The organism is Vibrio lamellibrachiae (assembly GCF_050337265.1).
Taxonomy (GTDB): domain Bacteria; phylum Pseudomonadota; class Gammaproteobacteria; order Enterobacterales; family Vibrionaceae; genus Vibrio; species Vibrio kyushuensis.
Genome location: NZ_JAKJSU010000008.1, coordinates 230,214 through 249,021 on the forward strand (window position 1 = coordinate 230,214; position 18,808 = coordinate 249,021).

At 43.1% G+C, this 18,808-nt stretch carries 16 protein-coding genes; 7 read left to right on the plus strand and 9 right to left on the minus strand.

Translation table 11 applies throughout. The annotated features are described in order from the left end of the window. Nucleotides 1-99: 99 nt before the first annotated feature. A complete protein-coding gene (gene ebgR / locus L4C54_RS14220) occupies nucleotides 100-1,083 on the minus strand; it encodes a transcriptional regulator EbgR (protein ID WP_428808703.1) in 984 nt (327 codons plus the stop codon). Nucleotides 1,084-1,437: 354 nt separating this feature from the next. Here ebgR and galE point away from each other — a divergent pair, with 354 nt between their 5' ends. From galE to galM, 4 genes are all read left to right on the plus strand, one after another. After that, the gene (galE, locus tag L4C54_RS14225; RefSeq protein WP_428808704.1) at nucleotides 1,438-2,448 is read left to right on the plus strand and encodes a UDP-glucose 4-epimerase GalE; all 1,011 of its coding nucleotides are present in this window, start codon (nucleotides 1,438-1,440) and stop codon (nucleotides 2,446-2,448) included. Nucleotides 2,449-2,518: 70 nt separating this feature from the next. Beyond that, nucleotides 2,519-3,571: a UDP-glucose--hexose-1-phosphate uridylyltransferase gene (locus L4C54_RS14230; RefSeq protein WP_428808705.1), complete on the plus strand. Its 1,053-nt coding sequence runs from the start codon at nucleotides 2,519-2,521 to the stop codon at nucleotides 3,569-3,571. 81 nt (nucleotides 3,572-3,652) lie between these two features. After that, nucleotides 3,653-4,813, plus strand: a complete 1,161-nt coding sequence (galK, locus tag L4C54_RS14235; RefSeq protein ID WP_428808706.1) for a galactokinase — start codon at nucleotides 3,653-3,655, stop codon at nucleotides 4,811-4,813. 7 nt (nucleotides 4,814-4,820) lie between these two features. Then, a complete protein-coding gene (galM, locus tag L4C54_RS14240) occupies nucleotides 4,821-5,885 on the plus strand; it encodes a galactose-1-epimerase (protein ID WP_428808707.1) in 1,065 nt (354 codons plus the stop codon). Nucleotides 5,886-6,043: 158 nt separating this feature from the next. Here the strand turns inward: galM and L4C54_RS14245 are convergent, their stop codons facing one another. Further along, complete coding sequence (locus tag L4C54_RS14245; RefSeq protein WP_428801017.1) at nucleotides 6,044-7,039, minus strand: substrate-binding domain-containing protein; 996 nt, start codon at nucleotides 7,037-7,039, stop codon at nucleotides 6,044-6,046. 166 nt (nucleotides 7,040-7,205) lie between these two features. On the opposite strand from L4C54_RS14245, the gene L4C54_RS14250 reads away from it, so the two are divergent. Next, entirely contained in the window at nucleotides 7,206-7,538 is a 333-nt protein-coding gene (locus L4C54_RS14250; protein ID WP_428808812.1) for a tRNA-binding protein, read from the plus strand. An 82-nt stretch (nucleotides 7,539-7,620) separates the two neighbouring features. Here L4C54_RS14250 and L4C54_RS14255 read toward each other — a convergent pair whose 3' ends face one another. Beyond that, nucleotides 7,621-8,190 carry a gamma-glutamylcyclotransferase family protein gene (locus L4C54_RS14255; protein WP_428808708.1) on the minus strand — a complete coding sequence of 190 codons (570 nt, stop codon included), beginning with the start codon at nucleotides 8,188-8,190 and terminating at the stop codon, nucleotides 7,621-7,623. A gap of 262 nt (nucleotides 8,191-8,452) precedes the next feature. Here L4C54_RS14255 and L4C54_RS14260 point away from each other — a divergent pair, with 262 nt between their 5' ends. Next, nucleotides 8,453-9,637, plus strand: a complete 1,185-nt coding sequence (locus L4C54_RS14260) for an NnrS family protein (protein WP_428808709.1) — start codon at nucleotides 8,453-8,455, stop codon at nucleotides 9,635-9,637. A gap of 138 nt (nucleotides 9,638-9,775) precedes the next feature. Here L4C54_RS14260 and glpD read toward each other — a convergent pair whose 3' ends face one another. From glpD to L4C54_RS14290, 6 genes are all read right to left on the minus strand, one after another. Continuing rightward, nucleotides 9,776-11,344, minus strand: coding sequence for a glycerol-3-phosphate dehydrogenase (gene glpD, locus L4C54_RS14265; protein ID WP_428808710.1), 1,569 nt, complete (start codon nucleotides 11,342-11,344; stop codon nucleotides 9,776-9,778). 178 nt (nucleotides 11,345-11,522) lie between these two features. Then, nucleotides 11,523-12,305, minus strand: coding sequence for a DeoR/GlpR family transcriptional regulator (locus tag L4C54_RS14270; protein WP_428808711.1), 783 nt, complete (start codon nucleotides 12,303-12,305; stop codon nucleotides 11,523-11,525). A 168-nt stretch (nucleotides 12,306-12,473) separates the two neighbouring features. Beyond that, the gene (glpK, locus tag L4C54_RS14275) at nucleotides 12,474-13,991 is read right to left on the minus strand and encodes a glycerol kinase GlpK (RefSeq protein WP_428808712.1); all 1,518 of its coding nucleotides are present in this window, start codon (nucleotides 13,989-13,991) and stop codon (nucleotides 12,474-12,476) included. 56 nt (nucleotides 13,992-14,047) lie between these two features. Then, on the minus strand, nucleotides 14,048-14,902 hold the full coding sequence (locus L4C54_RS14280; protein ID WP_428808713.1) for an MIP/aquaporin family protein: 855 nt from the start codon (nucleotides 14,900-14,902) through the stop codon (nucleotides 14,048-14,050). Nucleotides 14,903-15,406: 504 nt separating this feature from the next. Beyond that, nucleotides 15,407-16,438: a 2,3,4,5-tetrahydropyridine-2,6-dicarboxylate N-succinyltransferase gene (gene dapD, locus L4C54_RS14285; RefSeq protein WP_428808714.1), complete on the minus strand. Its 1,032-nt coding sequence runs from the start codon at nucleotides 16,436-16,438 to the stop codon at nucleotides 15,407-15,409. A gap of 457 nt (nucleotides 16,439-16,895) precedes the next feature. After that, on the minus strand, nucleotides 16,896-17,504 hold the full coding sequence (locus L4C54_RS14290; RefSeq protein WP_428801010.1) for a peroxiredoxin C: 609 nt from the start codon (nucleotides 17,502-17,504) through the stop codon (nucleotides 16,896-16,898). Between the two features lie 185 nt (nucleotides 17,505-17,689). Between L4C54_RS14290 and L4C54_RS14295 the strand changes: the two genes are divergently transcribed. Continuing rightward, nucleotides 17,690-18,595 carry a hydrogen peroxide-inducible genes activator gene (locus L4C54_RS14295; RefSeq protein ID WP_428808715.1) on the plus strand — a complete coding sequence of 302 codons (906 nt, stop codon included), beginning with the start codon at nucleotides 17,690-17,692 and terminating at the stop codon, nucleotides 18,593-18,595. Nucleotides 18,596-18,808: the final 213 nt, after the last annotated feature.

Sequence of the window (18,808 nt, forward strand, 5' to 3'; positions counted from 1 at the left end):
TTAACTAATGACGCATCGTTGAATGATGAGATATGGCAAAGGGAAAAATACAGTATGGAATGTAAAGCGCTGATAAATCAGCGCTTTGATAGATTAATCTTAGTTTGTGGTATCACGAAGCTTCAATTTACTTGGTACATAGACTTGCAGGGGCAGTGCACGCCCATCGCGAACCCTTTCTACTAAAAGGTTAACGCCTTGAATTCCCATCATTTCAGAGTGAATTCTCACCGTAGATAGAGATGGAAAGGTAAATTTAGCCGTTGGGATGTCATTGACACTAATAAGAGAGATATCTTTGGGAATAGACAAACCATGCTCATGAATAGCACGTAAAACACCGATAGCAATTGAATCGGAAGCGATGAACAAGGCCTTAGGGTAGTCTGTTTTATCGAGCATTTGTTTAGCGAGCTTATAGCCAGAAGAGCTAGAGAAATCACCGCGATAAATATCGTCTGTCGACACTACACCTTTCAATTGCCCGTACTCTGAGAACGCTAATTCGCGAATATCAGGCGTGTTAGGTTGATCTTCCCCGCCAATAAACCCAATTCGTTGATAGCCTTGATTAACAAAAAAGTCGGTGATCTCTTTACTGATTTTAGCGAGATCAATATCAACCGAATCATAAGGTGAATCAAGGTCATTGAAATCAACATGGCAGATGTTATCTGTTAATTTTTGCAGTTTTTTCAAGGTACTAGGCTTGCAGTGGCCAACTAAAAGGACACCGGTGATCTTTTTACTTTCGACTTCGATATTACTGTCGTAGCAGTTGGTTAGGTCAATGCCTAGTTTGTCACACTGGGTCTCAATACCATGACGAATCGATAAATAGTACGGGTCGTTCACTTCCGCTTCTTGCTTGTAGTTATACAAAGCAAGAAAGTGGTGGTTTTGTTTTTTGTTTAATGTTGATTTCTTTGAACTACTGGTTTTGTACTCAAGCTTTTCCGCAATTTCAAAAATACGACGTTTGGTTTCTTCTTTAACGCTTAGCGTTGGATCATCGTTTAATACTCGAGAAACAGTAGCCAATGAAACGCTAGCTTCGGTTGCTATATCTTTTAGTGTTGCCATTATTCACTTCCAGTCGGCGTAACTCACATCCTAGTGAGAATAAAATTTCCTGTTCCCATTGTAATTGAAGCTAAAAGATATGTACTGATTTTTTTAGTAAAAATTATTTAATGTGATACAGCCGGTCCTCCATGCTCATTCCTGTGTTAACTGTATGAATTAACGGGTATTTATTGTTGTTAAGTAAAATTAACTGGCAAGGTATCAGGATATGATGGAAAAAGTCTTTTTGTGGAAACGTTTACACAATGCGAATTTGATCACAGACTATGATCCGGTTTGATTGATAAACTTTTGGTCATACAAAGTTGCTGCTCAAAAGCAGCATGGACGAAAGCATTAGGAGAGGCATAAGTGAAAGTACTCATCACTGGCGGTATGGGCTACATAGGTAGCCACACCTGTGTGCAAATGATTGAAGCGGGTATGGAACCCATCATTGTCGATAACCTATGCAATGCTAAAGTAGAAGTTTTAAATAGAATCAAAGCATTAACAGGTGTTAAGCCAACCTTCTATTTAGGTGATATTCGTGATGAAGCCTTTCTTGATACGGTGTTTAGAGATCATGACATTAAATCGGTTATCCATTTTGCAGGCTTAAAAGCCGTTGGTGAGTCAGTCGCTAATCCTCTCGAATATTACGATAACAATGTGAATGGCTCTTTAGTTCTTGCCCGTAGCATGCGCAAAGCAGGTGTGAAAAGTATTGTCTTTAGTTCATCGGCCACCGTATACGGTGACCCTGAGATTGTTCCGATTACTGAATGTTCCCCAACGGGTGCAACAACGAACCCGTACGGACGCAGTAAATACATGGTTGAACAGTGTTTGAGCGACCTGTTTGACGCTGAAAATGATTGGAGCATAACGTTGCTTCGTTATTTCAACCCTGTCGGCGCTCACCCATCGGGAACCATGGGTGAAGACCCACAAGGTATTCCAAATAACCTGATGCCTTTTATTGCTCAAGTTGCGGTTGGTCGTAGAGAGATGCTCGCTATTTTTGGTGACGACTATTCAACGCCAGATGGGACGGGGGTTCGTGATTACATTCATGTGATGGACTTGGCTGACGGTCATATTGCAGCATTAAAATCAGTGGGTGAGAAATCTGGCTTACACATTTACAACTTAGGATCGGGTCAAGGCTCGAGTGTTCTTGAAATGGTTGAAGCTTTTGCCAGCGCGAGTGAAAAGCCTGTGCCTTATGAAATATGTCCTCGCCGTCCTGGTGATATTGCCGAATGTTGGGCAAGTACTAGAAAAGCTGAGCGAGATTTGGGCTGGAAAACCACGCGCAGTGTCATGGACATGACCAAGGATACTTGGAATTGGCAGTCGAATAACCCACAAGGGTACTGATTCTTTCAAGGAACAGGCTGTTTTTAAATTTAGATTGAATTATTAACCAAAAATTTTGTGAGTATTTAAGATGTCAAAAATAGAATTTAACCCAGTTGATCACCCACACCGCCGTTATAACCCATTAACAGGGCAGTGGGTTTTGGTTTCCCCTCATCGCGCTAAGCGCCCGTGGAGTGGGCAAGACGAGCAGCCTTCAACCGCTCAATTACCGAACTACGTAGATAACTGTTTCTTGTGCCCGACAAATGAACGTATTTCTGGTGATAAAAACCCTGACTACAAAGGGACGTATGTATTTAGCAATGACTTTGCGGCGTTAATGCCTGACTCGCCTGATGCTCCTGAATCGGAAAACCCGTTATTTAAAACTCAAGGCGTACGAGGTCTAAGCCGTGTTATCTGCTTCTCTCCTGATCACAGTAAAACTCTGCCAGAGCTTAGTGTTCCTGAAATCCGCAATGTCGTTGATACCTGGAATGAACAAATTGAAGAGCTAGGCAAAGACTATCTTTGGGTTCAAGCTTTCGAGAACAAGGGCGAAGCGATGGGCTGTTCACAGCCTCACCCACATGGACAAGTGTGGGCCAATAGCTTTTTACCCAATGAAATTGAACGCAAAGAAAAATTGTTAAAAGAATACTCCGAGCAGCAAGGAACAAATCTGCTTGTTGACTATGTTGAGTCAGAGATGAAAGACGGTTCACGAACCGTGGTTGAAACTGAGCACTGGATTGCGGTGGTTCCTTATTGGGCAGCGTGGCCATTTGAAACCATGCTACTGCCAAAAACACACATTCGCCGTATGAGTGAATTAACAGATGCTCAGCGTGATGACCTAGCATTAGCGATTAAAAAGCTCACCAGTCGCTACGACAATCTATTCCAGTGTTCGTTTCCATATTCAATGGGTTGGCACTACGCGCCATTTTTCGAAGAGGGTACAGACATCGATCACTGGCAGCTGCATGCTCTTTTCTATCCACCGCTTCTTCGTAGCGCATCGGTACGCAAGTTTATGGTTGGCTTTGAAATGCTTGCCGAAAGTCAGCGTGATTTAACCGCGGAGCAAGCGGCGCAGCGTCTACGTGATTTAAGCGATGTTCACTACCGAGCTGAATAGTTAAAACATAAAGAATTTTTTGTAATCGCCTGAAGAGTTGGCGCTTTCACAACATGAATTATAAATTTAGAGAGACTGTCTATGCCTTGCCTAATCAAAGAAGTAAAAAACTCGTTTCAAAACGTATTGAATTACGCTCCGACTCATATCATCCAAGCGCCAGGGCGTGTCAATTTGATAGGGGAGCATACGGATTACAATGATGGATTCGTTCTGCCGTGTGCCATTAACTATCAAACAGTTGTGGCTGCAGCCAAACGTGAAGACAATATTGTTCGTGTTATTTCTGTTGATTATGGCGATGCACTTGATGAGTTTGATTTAACGGAAACAATAGAATTTCAGCAAGAAAAAATGTGGGCGAACTACATTCGTGGTGTCGTGAAATGTTTGCGTGATCGCGGTTTTGAGTTTAGCGGCGCTGATATTTCAGTAAGCGGTAATGTTCCTCAAGGCGCGGGTTTAAGTTCATCGGCTGCGCTTGAGGTTGTGATTGGCCAAACGTTCAAAGTGCTTTACAACTTAGAGATCAGCCAAGCAGAAATTGCGTTGAATGGTCAGCAAGCTGAAAATGAATTCGTTGGTTGTAACTGCGGCATCATGGACCAAATGGTTTCAGCTGAAGGGCGCGAACATCATGCCATGCTATTGGATTGTCGTAGCCTAGAAACCCAAGCGGTTGCTATGCCAAAGGATATGTCTGTTGTCATCATTAATTCAAACAAGAAACGTGGTTTGGTTGATAGTGAATACAACACACGTCGTGAACAGTGTGAAGAAGCGGCTAGAAACTTTGGCGTTAAAGCGTTGCGTGATGTCACCATCGAGCAATTCAATGCAAAAGTAAATGAACTAGATGAAACGGTAGCAAAACGTGCTCGCCACATCATTACCGAAAATGATCGCACAGTAGAAGCGGCAAAAGTACTCGCTGCGGGTGATATGAAGCGTATGGGTGTGCTGATGGCTGAATCACACTCTTCTATGCGTGATGACTTTGAAATCACAGTAAAAGAAATTGATCTATTGGTTGAAATTGTTAAAGAAGTTATCGGTGAAGAAGGCGGCGTGCGTATGACCGGCGGCGGTTTCGGAGGCTGCTTAGTTGCTCTTGTTCCGCCTGCAAAAGTGGATGAAGTTAAAGCTGCAATAGAAGCGAAATATCAAGCTGAAACGGGCCTAAAAGAGTCTGTTTATGTATGCCAAGCGAAAGATGGTGCTGGCTTGGTTGAGGCGAAATAGGCTTACTATGACCCAGACGTTATCAAGCACAATGACGCAAACGGTGGCCTTCGACGGTCACCCTGCGAAAGTTGTAGAACTCACCAATTCAAATGGCTTCTCTATCGTAGTGATGGATATCGGTGCTACTTGGCTTAGTTGCATGGTTCCAATCACCGATGAGCCGAACCGAGAAGTGTTACTCGGTGTGAAGACGATGGAAGACTTTCAACGTCAAGGAAGCTACTTAGGTGCAACGGTTGGGAGATACGCTAATCGAATCGCCAATGGTCAGTTTGAAATTGATGGTCAGTGGTATCAAGTTGACACCAATCAAGCTGGACACTGCTTACATGGTGGTGAGAACGGTTTTGATAAACGACGCTGGGATATCCTTGAGCAGAGTGAAAATTGTGTGGTAATGGGGCTTAAGTCTCCTGACGGTGACCAAGGGTTTCCTGGTAACTTAGCGGTTTTAGTCTCTTATCAAGTGACGGAAGAAAACCTAGTGACCATCCATTACCACGCAACGACAGATAAAGCGACGCCAGTGAACTTAACTAATCACGGTTACTTTAACTTGCTAGGCGCAGAGTCGGGTGAAGATTGTAAGCAGCACGTCGTGCAAATTCATGCCGATCAATATCTGCCTACTGATATGTACGGCATTCCGGTCGATCAGCCTATTTCAGTTATGAATACCAATTTCGATTTCCGCCTGCCGAAAACTATTGCACGCGATCTATTTAAAGATGATGAGCAAATCAGAGCTAAGGGATACGATCACAGCTATCTATTTGATTGCAGTTTGCAGGGCGTAGCAGCGGTTGCTCGTGTTATCTCACCTGATGAAAAAGTGCAATTGGATGTCTTTACCGATAAGCCAGCTATGCAGCTTTACAGCGGTAATTATTTAGCGGGAACGCCAAATCGAAGTGGTGGTGAATATGAGGATTACGCTGGCTTAGCGCTAGAAACCCAATTTTTGCCAGACACACCAAACCATTCTGAGTGGGAGCAGCCAAGCTGCATCTTGCGACCAAATAGTGAGTACAAGTCTACAACGTGCTATCAGTTTACATCTCTAGGCTAGTAATGCGTCGGGGGACGTATTGTTAGCTTAAAGGTGGTTTAAGTGAAAAGCCTTGTTGATACCTATTTTTATTCATAGAAAGTACTGTGAATAAATGAAGTATTAACAAGGCTTTTTTATCGGGTAAATGATTCACTATTGGTTTAGCGCGTAGGTGCTTATTTTCCCACAGAGTCACGGCGCACTAACGTTGGAGAGAACACCATCGGTTCGTTTTCAACAGGCTCTTTTTTTGCCAGTGAAAGCGCTAGACGAGTCGCTTTTTCGGCCATCATTTGAATAGGGTAGCGTACTGTTGTCAGGCTTGGATGAGTGTAGCGAGCAATTAATCCATCATCGAAACCAATAATCGACATCTTTTCCGGTACTTGAATGCCATTTTCCATTGCGATAGAAAGTGCACCTGCAGCCATGTAATCGTTGTAGGCTACGACTGCCGATATATCTAGAGACTTGGTCAGCAGGTTTGTCATTGCGGTTTCACCGCCATCACTGTTTGGATCACCGTGTTCGATATAGCTTGTTGGTAAGCTAATATCATGATCTCTTAATGCCGCTAAGTAGCCTTTAACTCGCTGATCTGCATCTTCAATGTTATGGCTTGAGGCAATACAAGCGATCTTGGTATGACCGTGGCGAATCAAATACTCAGTGGCGAGGTATGCCCCTTTCTCGTTATCGAGTGAAATACACTGTGTAGCTAATTCAGGTATATGGCGGTTGATAATAACGAAGCCATTAACTTCATTCGCGTAGTCGATGAGCTCTTGGTCAGACAACGCTTTCGAGTGCACAACTAATGCATCGCAGCGATTATTTATTAACAATTCAATAGCCCGACGTTCGTCATCAGCATTATGGTAACCATTGCCAATTAGGATGTGCTTGTTGTCTTTGTGGGCTTCTGTATCCACGGCTTTTACTAACGTGCCAAAGAATGGGTCAGAGACATCACCGACCAATACACCAACGGTATTTGTGCTTTGGCTCACCAATGCTTTAGCTGCTGCATTTGGTCTATAGCCGAGCTTTTTCATTGCAGCGCTGACAGACTCAACAGACTTTTTACTCGCTTTCGGTGATTTATTGATTACACGTGAAACGGTGGCTATTGAAACGCCCGCTTCTTTTGCAACATCCTTAATAGTGGCCATGGTCTACCTCATTTTTATCCTTCGCACATTTAACACCTTGAGTGTAAATAAGGCAATCATCGATTAAATTGACTTGTATAAATGCGATCTTTACCACTTGAAAACACGAAGATTACTGATAGTGTAAACGTTGTGTTTTTACTAAAATTTACTAAAGGTATTAATGATGGAAACGATCGCTTACGGTGACTTCGCTAAACTTGAGATTCGAGTTGGAAAAATAACGGAAGTGACCCGCCACCAAAATGCAGACAAGCTTTATATTGTACAAATAGACGTGGGTGAGAAAAGCTTACAGACAGTCACAAGTCTGGTGCCTTATTACACTGAAGAAGAGCTACTTGGTAAGCAGGTAGTGGTTTTGTGTAATCTTGCGAAAGCAAAAATGCGTGGTGAAACATCAGAATGCATGCTGCTTTGCGCGGAAACGGATGACGAGTCAGAGAGTGTATTACTGACGCCTGAGCGCGCAATGTCTGCAGGGGTTCGTATCGTTTAACGACATTGAGATCAATTGCTCAAAAGAAATCAGAGTAAAAATGTCCGCCGTAAGCCTGCGGACATTCATTGGTGACTACGAATTAGCGAACCGTCTCTAACAACGAATCAATCGTTTGATGGTGAGAGGGCTCAACTCCGGCCACGTTGCCATACTTAGGTGAATCACGATCGTTTTCGAATGGGAAGTTCCAACCAACGGTATTTTCAATGAAGTGCTCGGCAAAGCTTTCGGAGACTTCGAGGCAACCTGCTAATACGGTGTCTACGTAAGACTGCATGATTGGGCTTAATGTACAGGGTGGCTCTGGCTCATTTTTCACGTAAACCCAAATGACGGCGTCATCTTTGAGTATGGTTCCATTGGCACGTGAATAGTCTACGTCTACTTGTAGGGCACTGATCTTAATTCGGTGATAGCCGCGCTCGCGACGATCAAAATCAGCTAATGTGTGCTCATCAATCTTGAGCAGTACACCATTTACTTGCCCTTCACCTTCGTTAACAACCAGAGGTGAAAGCGTGTAGCTGTCATCAATCTTGCCCCAATATCTAACTAATCCGCGTACATTGACGGGGATAGTCGCGCCAGTTTGCCCTGTTAACTTCCTTGAGGCTGAATTCATTAAGCTGCCATAGCCAAATATATACATACATTTCCCTTCGTTATACATTGATCCTAGCGGTACACTAAAACTAACATTTCTTTTCTAATAAGGTCAAATATCATACGCATAGTGTGACGCTTTTGTGTCTTATTGACATGTATTTATTGTGTCATTATGACTTCTTTATGGTGTTATCTATTTGATATTTGGTTGTTTTTGTTTTGGCTCGAAAAATGCAATCTAAGACTAGTTATCATTATTCGCACTTTGTTTCCTCGTTGGATTAGAAAGTGGTTTAGGAGTTGATTTGCTTAATATTACCGATAAAAAAGTTGAAGAAGCGATCCCCGCTTATTTACGTTTAGGTTTCCGTCCTTTCTTTTTACTAGGGAGCATTTACGCAGTGCTTGCCATTGCATTGTGGGTATGGATGTTTCAAACAGGCCAACCGGAAGCTCTCAGTGTTCCTGCGTTATGGTGGCACGTACATGAAATGTTGTTTGGGTTTGCAATGGCGATTGTCGTGGGGTTCGTATTAACCGCAGTTCAAAATTGGACTGGTATAAATGGCACAAAACATCATCGATTAGCGATATTAGTCTTGCTTTGGTTACTGCCTAGAATTCTATTTTGGACGCCTGCGCCGCTTTGGTTAGTGTCGAGTATTGAAGGGCTATTTTTAGCGTTTACAGCCTATGAGATAGCGACTCGCGTAGTCAAAGCCAAAGGGTGGAAAAACCTTTTCTTTATACCGCTGTTTATCTTGGCCATTGTCGCTAACTTTGCGAGTTACGCCACGATCAAAGGCCTTCCTCCATTCCCTTCGTCTGCGGTGTGGCAGGCTATGCTATGGTGGTTTGCTATTTTACTTTCTGTAATGGGTGGCCGTGTTATCCCATTCTTTACCGCAAGGCGCTTTAATTTTGAAAAAGCGCAGCCACTTGTTTGGCTAGACTGGGTGGCAAACCTTCCGTTGGTTGGTCTATTCATTCTTAGTTTTTTCCCAGTCACTTTCGCTCAATTAGGTCAGCCGTTAATGCTTATTGGTGGACTTGGCCAACTTGCCCGATTCATTCGCTGGAAGCCATGGTTAACATTAAGCGAACCACTTGTATGGTCACTGCATGTCGCGTACTTGTGCTTACCTTTAAGCTTGATTTTACGCGGTGTTTTACAAAACCCATTTGCGAATCATAATCTCATCCATTTGTTTGCAATTGGTGCGTTAGCTGGAGTGATTCTAGCGATGATCGCTCGTGTCACCATGGGACATACAGGGCGCGCGATTTATCAAGGACCAAATATGAGCATTGCGTTCATTGCATTGGTTTTGGCAGCATTAATACGAAGCTTAGGTGTGACCTTCTTCCCCGCTCATTTAATGATGATAGTGAATATCAGTGGTGGGCTCTGGATATTGGCGTTTGTTATGTATATCAGCTTCTTTGGTAAGATGCTGATTAGCCCAAGAGTTGATGGTCATCCTGGATAACAAGCCTGCTGTATAGGAAGTGATTCAGAAAAGCAAAGGCTTGGATAACTCTATCGATTAGAGCTTACCAAGCCTTTATTGTTTCTGTCGTTAAAGAATCAAACTTGCGAATAGCTGAGCTATCTTACTTTGATTTCGTTAACCAACTTGCGATAAGTTAACGACTTTTTTCTCAAGCTTTTCTTTCACATAATCAGCGATCGCTTGTTGTTGTTGCTCGTTGAGGTATAAACCTAACTTGGTTCGACGCCATAAAATGTCTTCTGCTGTGACAGCAAGCTCGTGTTCAATTAAGTAATCGAGTTCACGTTGATAGACACCATGTGCACCTTCTTTACCTAAAGCGAACTGGATTCCCAGATCAGCTTCATTAACGATGTTTTCTAATAGATTCCATGTATCTGTGCCAAATTGAGTCACATAACGAAGAATTAAAGCTTCTGATAGTAATGGATACTTAGTATGAATCGTATTAGCTAATTGCTCTCTGCTGCAACTGAAGTTTCCGCCCGGAAGCGTATTCGTTGCTGTCCACTCTTTGCCCATATTCGGTAAATAAGGGCTCAATTTTTTAAGCGCTGCTTCGCCAAGTTTTCGATAAGTCGTCAGCTTGCCACCGAATACAGAAAGCAGTGGGGCTTGGCTGTTTTTCGCTTCAAGTTCAAGCGTGTAGTCTCGGGTGATCGCTTGTGGTGAGTCTGACTCATCATCACAAAGAGGTCTTACACCGCTGTATGTCCAGACGACGTCTTCACGTGATAGTTGATCGACAAAGTGTTGGTTAACAATATCGATTAAGTAATCGACTTCTTGCTCGGAAATTGAAACATCGCGCGGATCACCTTTGTATTCCATATCGGTAGTGCCAATGATCGAGAACTTATCAAGATAAGGAATAGCAAACACAATACGGTTATCTTTGTTTTGTAGAATATACGCTTGTGGTTCGTTGTGAATGCGTGGAACAACAATATGTGAGCCTTTGATCAAACGAATGTTGCGCGGCGATGTTTGCTCTAAGCCATCATCAAAGAATTGTTTTACCCATGGCCCAGCTGCGTTCACAAGTGCCTTGGCTTTGCGCTCAAAGCGTTGGTCTGTTGTTACGTCATGAATAGTGACATGCCAGATTCCATCTATTCTTTTAGCGGATTCAACTTTGCAGTAATTACGAACTTCAGCATCGTTCTCCTTTGCTGCCAACACATTTAAGAGCACTAACCGCGCATCGTCGACCCAGCAGTCTGAATACTCAAAACCCTTTTTCATTTCAGGCTTGAGTAAACCAGATTCTGCTAAATTAACCGTTTTACTTCCAGGTAGGGTAGTTCGACGACCTAGATTGTCGTAAAGAAAGAGGCCACAACGAATCATCCATGCAGGGCGCAAAAATGGTCTGTGTGGCAGTCGAAAGCGCATTGGTAGCGCAACATGTGGCGCTTTTCTTAATATGACCTCTCGCTCAGCTAACGCTTCTGATACTAGACGAAACTCATAATGCTCAAGGTAACGTAAGCCACCATGGATTAATTTAGAACTGGCTGAGGAAGTGGCTGATGCAAAATCATTAGCTTCATATAGACCGACTGACAATCCACGCCCTGCTGCATCTGCGGCGATTCCTGCGCCATTAATTCCGCCACCAATAACGAGTAAGTCTAATGTTGTGGACGTGTTAGCAGCTGTGGTTGTTTGTTGGATACTCATGTATTGGACCTCTTCGTGAGCGAACGAGCATTTATGAACGTGAAACAATCGTAGCCTAGCTTTCGTTATTGGTCATTAAATATTTTCGTTTATGAGCGTTTTTTGTGATTTGAACATAAAAAAACCTCTAGTCGAATAGCTAGAGGTTTTGAAAGGGTATTGGTGAGTGCGTTCGAAATTAGCTAGCGATAAGCTCTTGATTGATGACTTGGACAGGAATGGAGTGCTCTTTAAGGATTGCAGTGATCTCTTTAGGTGGCTGTTTATCGGTAAATAGCATATCAAGCTGAGCAATATTACCCAGTTTAACCATCGCATTTCGACCAAACTTGGTGTGGTCGACCGCTAAAAATACACTGCGACTGTTATCAATGATTGCTTGCTTAACACGCACTTCGTGGTAGTCAAAATCAAGCAGTGAGCCATCGTAATCAATGCCGCTGATCCCCAAAATACCAAAATCCAAACGAAACTGTTTTACAAAATCTAAGGTTGCTTCACCAACAATACCACCATCTCGGTTACGAACTTCACCACCGGCGAGAATTACTTTAAATTCGGGGTTTGGTAATAAGATACTCGCCACGTTAATGTTATTGGTGACAACACGCAGCTGTTTGTGGTTTTTATTCAGAGCGCGAGCAACGGACTCTGGTGTCGTACCAATATCGATAAACAGCGTTGCACCATCGGGTATATGTTTGACGAGTTCTTCGGCAATCACATCTTTTTCGTTAAAGTTGGTCTCTTTACGTGTGTTATATGAGGTGTTTTCTGAGCTTAGTGGTACGGTCGCCCCACCATGGTAGCGTCGAATCTTATTTTCATCAGCAAGTTCATTAAGATCGCGTCTGATGGTTTGAGGACTGACATTAAATTGTTCTACTAGCTCGTCTGTACTCACATATCCCTGTTTTAAGACCAGCTCAATAATTTGTTGATGTCTTGGTATTTGTTTCACCTATTACTCCCTAATACCCTGAATACGCGTTCGGAAACGCAATCGAGAATCTAATTAGGGCTATTGTGCGTTAAAGAGAGGGTGCTGAGAAGGATGTATTAATGGTAGTAGGGCTCAAGACACAAAAAAGAGCGCGAAGAACGCACTCTTTTTGATCCAAACGAATGATTAATCTTCGTTATCGCGCAACTCTGCCCAGGTTTGAGCACATTTTACTGCACGCTTCCAACCTTTATAGCGTCGTTCACGCTTCTCTTCATCATGGTGAGCGGTGAAGCTGCGATCCAATACCGCTTTATCTTTTAGCTCATCAACGCTGTTCCAAAAACCAACAGCTAGACCGGCTAGGTAAGCAGCGCCAAGTGCTGTTACTTCGGTAACTTCTGGGCGGTGAACGTCGGTATCTAATACGTCAGACTGGAACTGCATTAGGAAGTTATTCGCTACTGCACCACCATCAACACGTAATGCTGATAATTTGATACCTGAATCTGCTTGCATTGCATCGAGCACATCACGCGTTTGGTAAGCAATACCTTCTAACGTCGCACGAATAATATGATTTGAATTTACACCACGTGTCAGGCCAACAATTGTACCGCGAGCGTAAGCATCCCAGTATGGCGCGCCTAGACCGGTAAAGGCTGGAACAACATAAACACCGTTAGATGAATCAACCTTAGTGGCAAAGTATTCAGAGTCTTTAGCATCGGCAAGAAGCTTCATTTCATCACGAAGCCATTGAATAGACGCGCCACCCATGAATACAGCACCTTCTAGAGCATAAGCTGGTTCACCTTTTGGCCCACATGCTAAGGTTGTCAGTAGACCGTTCTTCGAAGTCACCTTCTCTTGGCCAGTATTCATCAGTAAGAAACAGCCTGTCCCGTAAGTGTTTTTCGCCTGGCCCGCTTCAACACACATCTGCCCATAAAGTGCAGCTTGCTGGTCGCCTGCAATACCGGCAATAGGGATACGTGTTCCGCCCTTACCACCAATATTAGTTTTGCCGTATATCTCTGATGAGCGTCTTACTTCTGGCATCATGGATGCAGGAATAGTCAGCTCATTGAGCATTTTCTGATCCCACTCTAATGTGTTGATATTAAATAGCATTGTGCGAGATGCATTGGTGTAATCGGTGACGTGAACACGCCCTTGTGTCATCTTCCAAACTAGCCATGTATCGACAGTGCCAAAGAGCAGCTTGCCCGCTTCTGCATCTTCACGAGCCCCTTCAACGTTATCTAAAATCCATTTCACTTTGGTGCCTGAGAAGTATGGATCTAGAACCAAACCGGTGTTGTCACGAACGTAATCTTCAAGGCCACGCTTTTTTAAATCTTCACAAATATCGGCGGTACGACGACACTGCCACACAATCGCATTATAGACAGGTTTCCCTGTCTCTTTATTCCAAACAATGGTGGTTTCACGCTGGTTAGTAATACCAATGCCTGCGATCTGATCGCTGCTAATACCTGATTTTCCCAACACCTCAACTAGTGTAGAGCTCTGAGTTGCCCAAATTTCTAGCGGATCATGTTCTACCCATCCTGCTTGTGGGTAGATTTGAGTAAATTCACGTTGTGATACGCTGACAATGTTCGCATCATGATCGAGAATTACGGCGCGAGAGCTGGTTGTTCCTTGGTCTAGAGCCACAATGTACTTTTGCTCAGTCATGGTAAGAATCCTTTTAGTGTTATTTATATTTTAGTTGATGTTCGGGTATCAATAAATTATGCGTTAGCTTTTTCTGCTACACCTTCGTTGTCGCACTGATTTGGGATAGTGCAGCCTTGACCTTGTACTGGTAAGTAAGCTGAAATCACTTTCGGGTACAACCAACCGCCAAAGCAGGCGCCAGCGATAGGCCCTAAGATTGGAACGATGAAGTAAGGAATGTCTTTCGCACCTGTTAGCGCGTAATCCCAACCAGCGAAGTAAGCAAACAGCTTGGGAGCAAAATCACGAGCAGGGTTCATAGCAAAACCGGTAAGTGGCCCTAGTGAACCACCAATGACTGCAATGAGAATTCCGATGAGCAGTGGGTTCATAGCTCCGCGTGGTGCTCCATTGTTTTCATCGCCAAGCGCCAAAATAGCAAACATCAATACGGCTGTAATGACAAACTCCACAGAAAATGCACCAAGAAAAGAGAGTGAAGCGTGTGGGTAAGTTGAGAATATTCCGGCAGTTGCCAATGCGTCTTGGCTACTACGTACAAAGTTATGAGCGATTTCGTAGTCTGTAAATAGGTTGCTATATAGGCCGTAAACCAGAGCAGCAGAACAAAATGCACCTAGCATCTGAGCAATGATGTAAGGAATCACCTTCGCCTTATCAAAGCCATGAAATGCAGCCAGAGCAATGGTTACTGCTGGGTTTATGTGTGCCCCTGAAACGCCCGCTGTGCAATAAATTGCAATAGCAACGCCAAGACCCCACATGATACTTATTTCCCACTGACCAAACTCGGCACCAGTGAGGACCAAAGCGGCGACACAGCCTACACCAAAAAAGATCAGTAGACCTGTACCAATGAATTCAGCGATGCACTCGCCAAAAAGGGAAGGGTGTTTGTTATTGGCCATTTAAAGACTCCTTTATTATCTATGCTCGTTCTTGAGCGATGTTTATCTTTGTTTTTGTTCGTTTGCGTTTTATGTTCGTTATCAGAATCGTATTTTGCATATTTAAATCTTTACGAACATAAACGAGCGTTAAAAGTGAGTGTTTGCGCGTGCTTTTGTTAATTTTTCGCAACTGGTATGTTAAATGACGCAGGTTTTATTAAAAAACAGATCGAATGAGATTAGATTTAGTAACAATGAGCGTAATGATTTGTACATTTTGCTGTTTGTTGATTAGTTTTGGGCTGTGATGATAGGGCGATAAGTTAACGCTGAAAGTGAAATTAGCCAACTGGTATGACGAGATGAGGTGTCAATTTGTGAAGAAGATACGCAAGTGAGGAAAGCTTGTTCGATATAAATGGTGGGGAGCAGTTGAAAGTAGTGAGACATATAAACAAAAACAGCCTCAAAAGAGGCTGCTTGTCATAGTTATTCTGTGAGTTCTAATTAGGCTATGGCTAATTAGTTGTTGCTGTGAAGCTCAGAGTTAAGCTCAACCGCTGATTTGTTTGCAAGACATTCAATCTGACCCGTTACAGAGTTGCGACGGAACAGTAGGTCAGATACGCCAGCAAGGTCGCGAGCTTTAATGATCTCGACTTCATTGCCTTCTTTATCTAGCATGCGAACTTTTGTGCCTGCCGTAACGTAAAGACCAGACTCAACCGTACAACGATCGCCCATCGGGAAACCAAGACCAGCGTTTGCGCCAAGTAGGCAGTTTTCGCCGATAGAGATAACCATAGTACCGCCGCCAGATAGCGTACCCATGATAGAAGCACCACCACCAATATCAGAACCGTTACCGACTACAACACCTGCAGATACACGGCCTTCAACCATGCTGACACCTTTAGTACCTGCATTGAAGTTGATGAAACCTTCGTGCATAACCGTTGTTCCTTCACCCACGTGAGCGCCAAGGCGTACGCGTGAAGTGTCTGCAATACGAATACCTGTTGGTACAACGTAATCAACCATTTTCGGGAACTTATCTACGCAATCAACACTTAGAGCGAGACCTGCTAGGCGAGCTTCGATTTGACGCTCAGCCAATTCAGGAAGATCAATAGGGCCTTCGTTAGTCCATGCGATGTTGTGCAGTAGACCAAAAATACCGTCTAGTACTGTGCCGTGTGGCTGAACTAGGCGATTAGAAATAAGCTGTAGCTTTAGGAAGCCTTCAGCAACTGACTGAGGTTTTTCATCCGTTGCTAGAACAACAAGAACCAGTGGCTGCTCTGAAGAAACAGCTTTTTCAGCAAATGACGCATTAGCGATATCGCCACTTGCTGCGAATGCCGTTGCAAGTTCAACGCACTGCTCAGAAGAAACTTCAACAGCTTCATTACCTTGCTCGTAATCAGAGACAGCTGTAACAGCATTGATTAGTGCGTCACTTGGGTTTAGTACAGGGCTTGGGAAGAATGCTTCAATGATTTTTCCATCACGATTTTTTGTTGCTGTACCAAAGGCAATTGCAAAGTTAGCCATAGTTATCTCCATGCGTTTAATTGTTTGAACCAAGAATCAGCCTTAGCTCTAAATTTGATGTAGTCCATCATAGTGAGAGGTTTACTGAGTTGAAAGCCCTAAAGCAGAGAAAGTCTGTAAACCGATATGTCTTGTCTTATTGGAGATATGTTCGTCCAATAAGAAATATACCCGTCGTACTTGAAGGTGCAGCTTTGTTAACTGCAACTCCAATTATTTTGGGTATAGGTGTGAGTTGAGTTTGTTTTCAGATAAAAGAAAACCCGAAGCAGGACTTCGGGTTTTAATTAAGACTTTACTTATAACTGATTGGCGTGCGCTTTGCGCTATAGCTTTTAGCTTTATATGTTCTCTTTATAGAGAGTCCAACCATATCACCCGTTTGAGCGCGGGTGTTTTCCCTAATTATTGATCTTGTAGCTAGCTACACTCTTAATAATTAAGGAACCTAGCAATATTACTTGCTTAGGTCGTCAGCGTGCTCAGATAGGAACGCAGCAACACCTGTTGGTGAAGCGTCCATACCTGCTTTGCCTTCTTCCCATTGTGCAGGACAAACTTCACCATTCTTCTCGTGGAAGTTTAGTGCGTCTACCATGCGTAGCATTTCGTCGATGTTACGACCTAGTGGAAGATCGTTAACTACTTGGTGACGTACAAGGCCGTCTGTATCGATTAGGAAAGAACCACGGAAAGCAACGCCTGCTTCTGGGTGCTCAACATCGTATGCTTTACAGATTTCGTGCTTAACGTCAGCAACTAGTGGGTACTTAACTTGACCGATACCGCCATCTTCGATAGCAGTGTTACGCCATGCGTTGTGAGAGAATTGAGAATCGATTGAAACGCCGATTACTTCAACGCCTTTAGCTTGGAAATCAGCTAGACGGTTATCAAAAGCGATTAGCTCTGAAGGACAAACGAATGTGAAGTCTAGTGGGTAGAAGAATACAACTGCTTTTTTACCTTTAGTAAATTCAGCAAAGTTGAAGTTATCTACGATTTCACCGTTACCAAGAACTGCTGCAGCTGTAAAGTCAGGGGCTTGACGTCCTACTAGTACCATTTTGAATCTCCTAAAAAGTTGATGTCCAAACATCTTTGTTTGGGCTGTCGTTTCTACGCGACAAACTATAGTACAAAAGTTACTATAGAAAAAAGCGAATTAAATAGATTAAGTTAATCGAAAAAAGCGATGGAACTTGATCGATTGCCTCCCTCAATGAAACCCAAAAACTTATTGATTACATTATGAATAAATGGCCTAGCTTAAAGCAGTTACACTACCTTGTTACTTTGCACGAAACTCGTCACTTTAGTGATGCGGCGGACAAGTGTTTTGTTAGCCAATCGACACTGAGTAAAGGAATTCAAAATCTAGAAGAGCTTATCGGTTGTCCTTTATATGAAAAGAAAGACAAGAAAAGTCCTTTAGTCTTTACCCAAGCTGGAGAGCTGGTGGTAACGCATGGGCGAGAGTTACTCGCCAAAGGGCAGGACTTAGTTGAGCTTGGTCATGTATGTCATGGTGATAAAATGCAAGGGCAACTAAAAGTAGGCTGTATTCCTACCATTGCGCCTTTCTTATTATGTGATTTGGTACAAGAGGCGAATAGAAGCTTTCCTCATCTTAATTTACTATTAAGAGAAGACACTACAACGAACCTTTTGGCTGCTCTTCGTCATGGTGAGTTAGATGTACTTATTCTTGCATTGCCCGTCGATATTGATGGAATGCACAGTAAAATAGTAGGGCAAGATCCATTTAGAATGGTTATAAGTCGCAATCAAGCTGATGCTATTCGAGTTCCTATTCGCTACGATGATTTACCGGATGAATCGGTCTTCCTACTAGAGAAAGAGCACTGTTTAACAGAGCACGCCGTTTCTGCATGTAAGCTGACTGATAAAGAGAAGATAAACCCATTTAGCGCGACAAGCTTACATACCCTCGTTCAAATGGTGGCCAACGGTCTTGGAACCACCTTTATTCCACAAATGGCGATTGATCATGGGTTACTTGAAAACCAGAATTTAGTCGTTATTGATCCCCCTGGTCAGCAAGCGTATCGAAATATCGGTTTAGTTTGGCGACCAAGTTCATCTCGAACGACGACATTTAATCAGTTAGCGGATGTAGTTTCTGACCTACTATAGAGTTTGGTCGTAGCTTCTTTTTTCATCTGTATCACATAAAAGCACACTGATTTTAGTGTGCTTTTTAGCATTTTATGCTGTTAGTTAACTTTAACTTGTAAAATTTCACAGGCTTTTCTTTCTGAACCTTTCATAACATTGTAAAACTTCACAATGTAAATTTTACATATCAAACACTGCTCAGTGTTTAATTATCACTCACTTCGCTCTCGG

Excerpts from the sequence above, each read along its gene's own strand:
- ebgR (WP_428808703.1), bottom strand. The coding sequence starts at position 1,083 with ATGGCAACACTAAAAGATATAGCAACCGAAGCTAGCGTTTCATTGGCT.
- L4C54_RS14230 (WP_428808705.1), top strand. The coding sequence starts at position 2,519 with ATGTCAAAAATAGAATTTAACCCAGTTGATCACCCACACCGCCGTTAT.
- galK (WP_428808706.1), top strand. The coding sequence starts at position 3,653 with ATGCCTTGCCTAATCAAAGAAGTAAAAAACTCGTTTCAAAACGTATTG.
- galM (WP_428808707.1), top strand. The coding sequence starts at position 4,821 with ATGACCCAGACGTTATCAAGCACAATGACGCAAACGGTGGCCTTCGAC.
- L4C54_RS14245 (WP_428801017.1), bottom strand. The coding sequence starts at position 7,039 with ATGGCCACTATTAAGGATGTTGCAAAAGAAGCGGGCGTTTCAATAGCC.
- L4C54_RS14250 (WP_428808812.1), top strand. The coding sequence starts at position 7,206 with ATGGAAACGATCGCTTACGGTGACTTCGCTAAACTTGAGATTCGAGTT.
- L4C54_RS14255 (WP_428808708.1), bottom strand. The coding sequence starts at position 8,190 with ATGTATATATTTGGCTATGGCAGCTTAATGAATTCAGCCTCAAGGAAG.
- glpD (WP_428808710.1), bottom strand. The coding sequence starts at position 11,344 with ATGAGTATCCAACAAACAACCACAGCTGCTAACACGTCCACAACATTA.
- glpK (WP_428808712.1), bottom strand. The coding sequence starts at position 13,991 with ATGACTGAGCAAAAGTACATTGTGGCTCTAGACCAAGGAACAACCAGC.
- L4C54_RS14280 (WP_428808713.1), bottom strand. The coding sequence starts at position 14,902 with ATGGCCAATAACAAACACCCTTCCCTTTTTGGCGAGTGCATCGCTGAA.
- dapD (WP_428808714.1), bottom strand. The coding sequence starts at position 16,438 with ATGGCTAACTTTGCAATTGCCTTTGGTACAGCAACAAAAAATCGTGAT.
- L4C54_RS14290 (WP_428801010.1), bottom strand. The coding sequence starts at position 17,504 with ATGGTACTAGTAGGACGTCAAGCCCCTGACTTTACAGCTGCAGCAGTT.
- L4C54_RS14295 (WP_428808715.1), top strand. The coding sequence starts at position 17,690 with ATGAATAAATGGCCTAGCTTAAAGCAGTTACACTACCTTGTTACTTTG.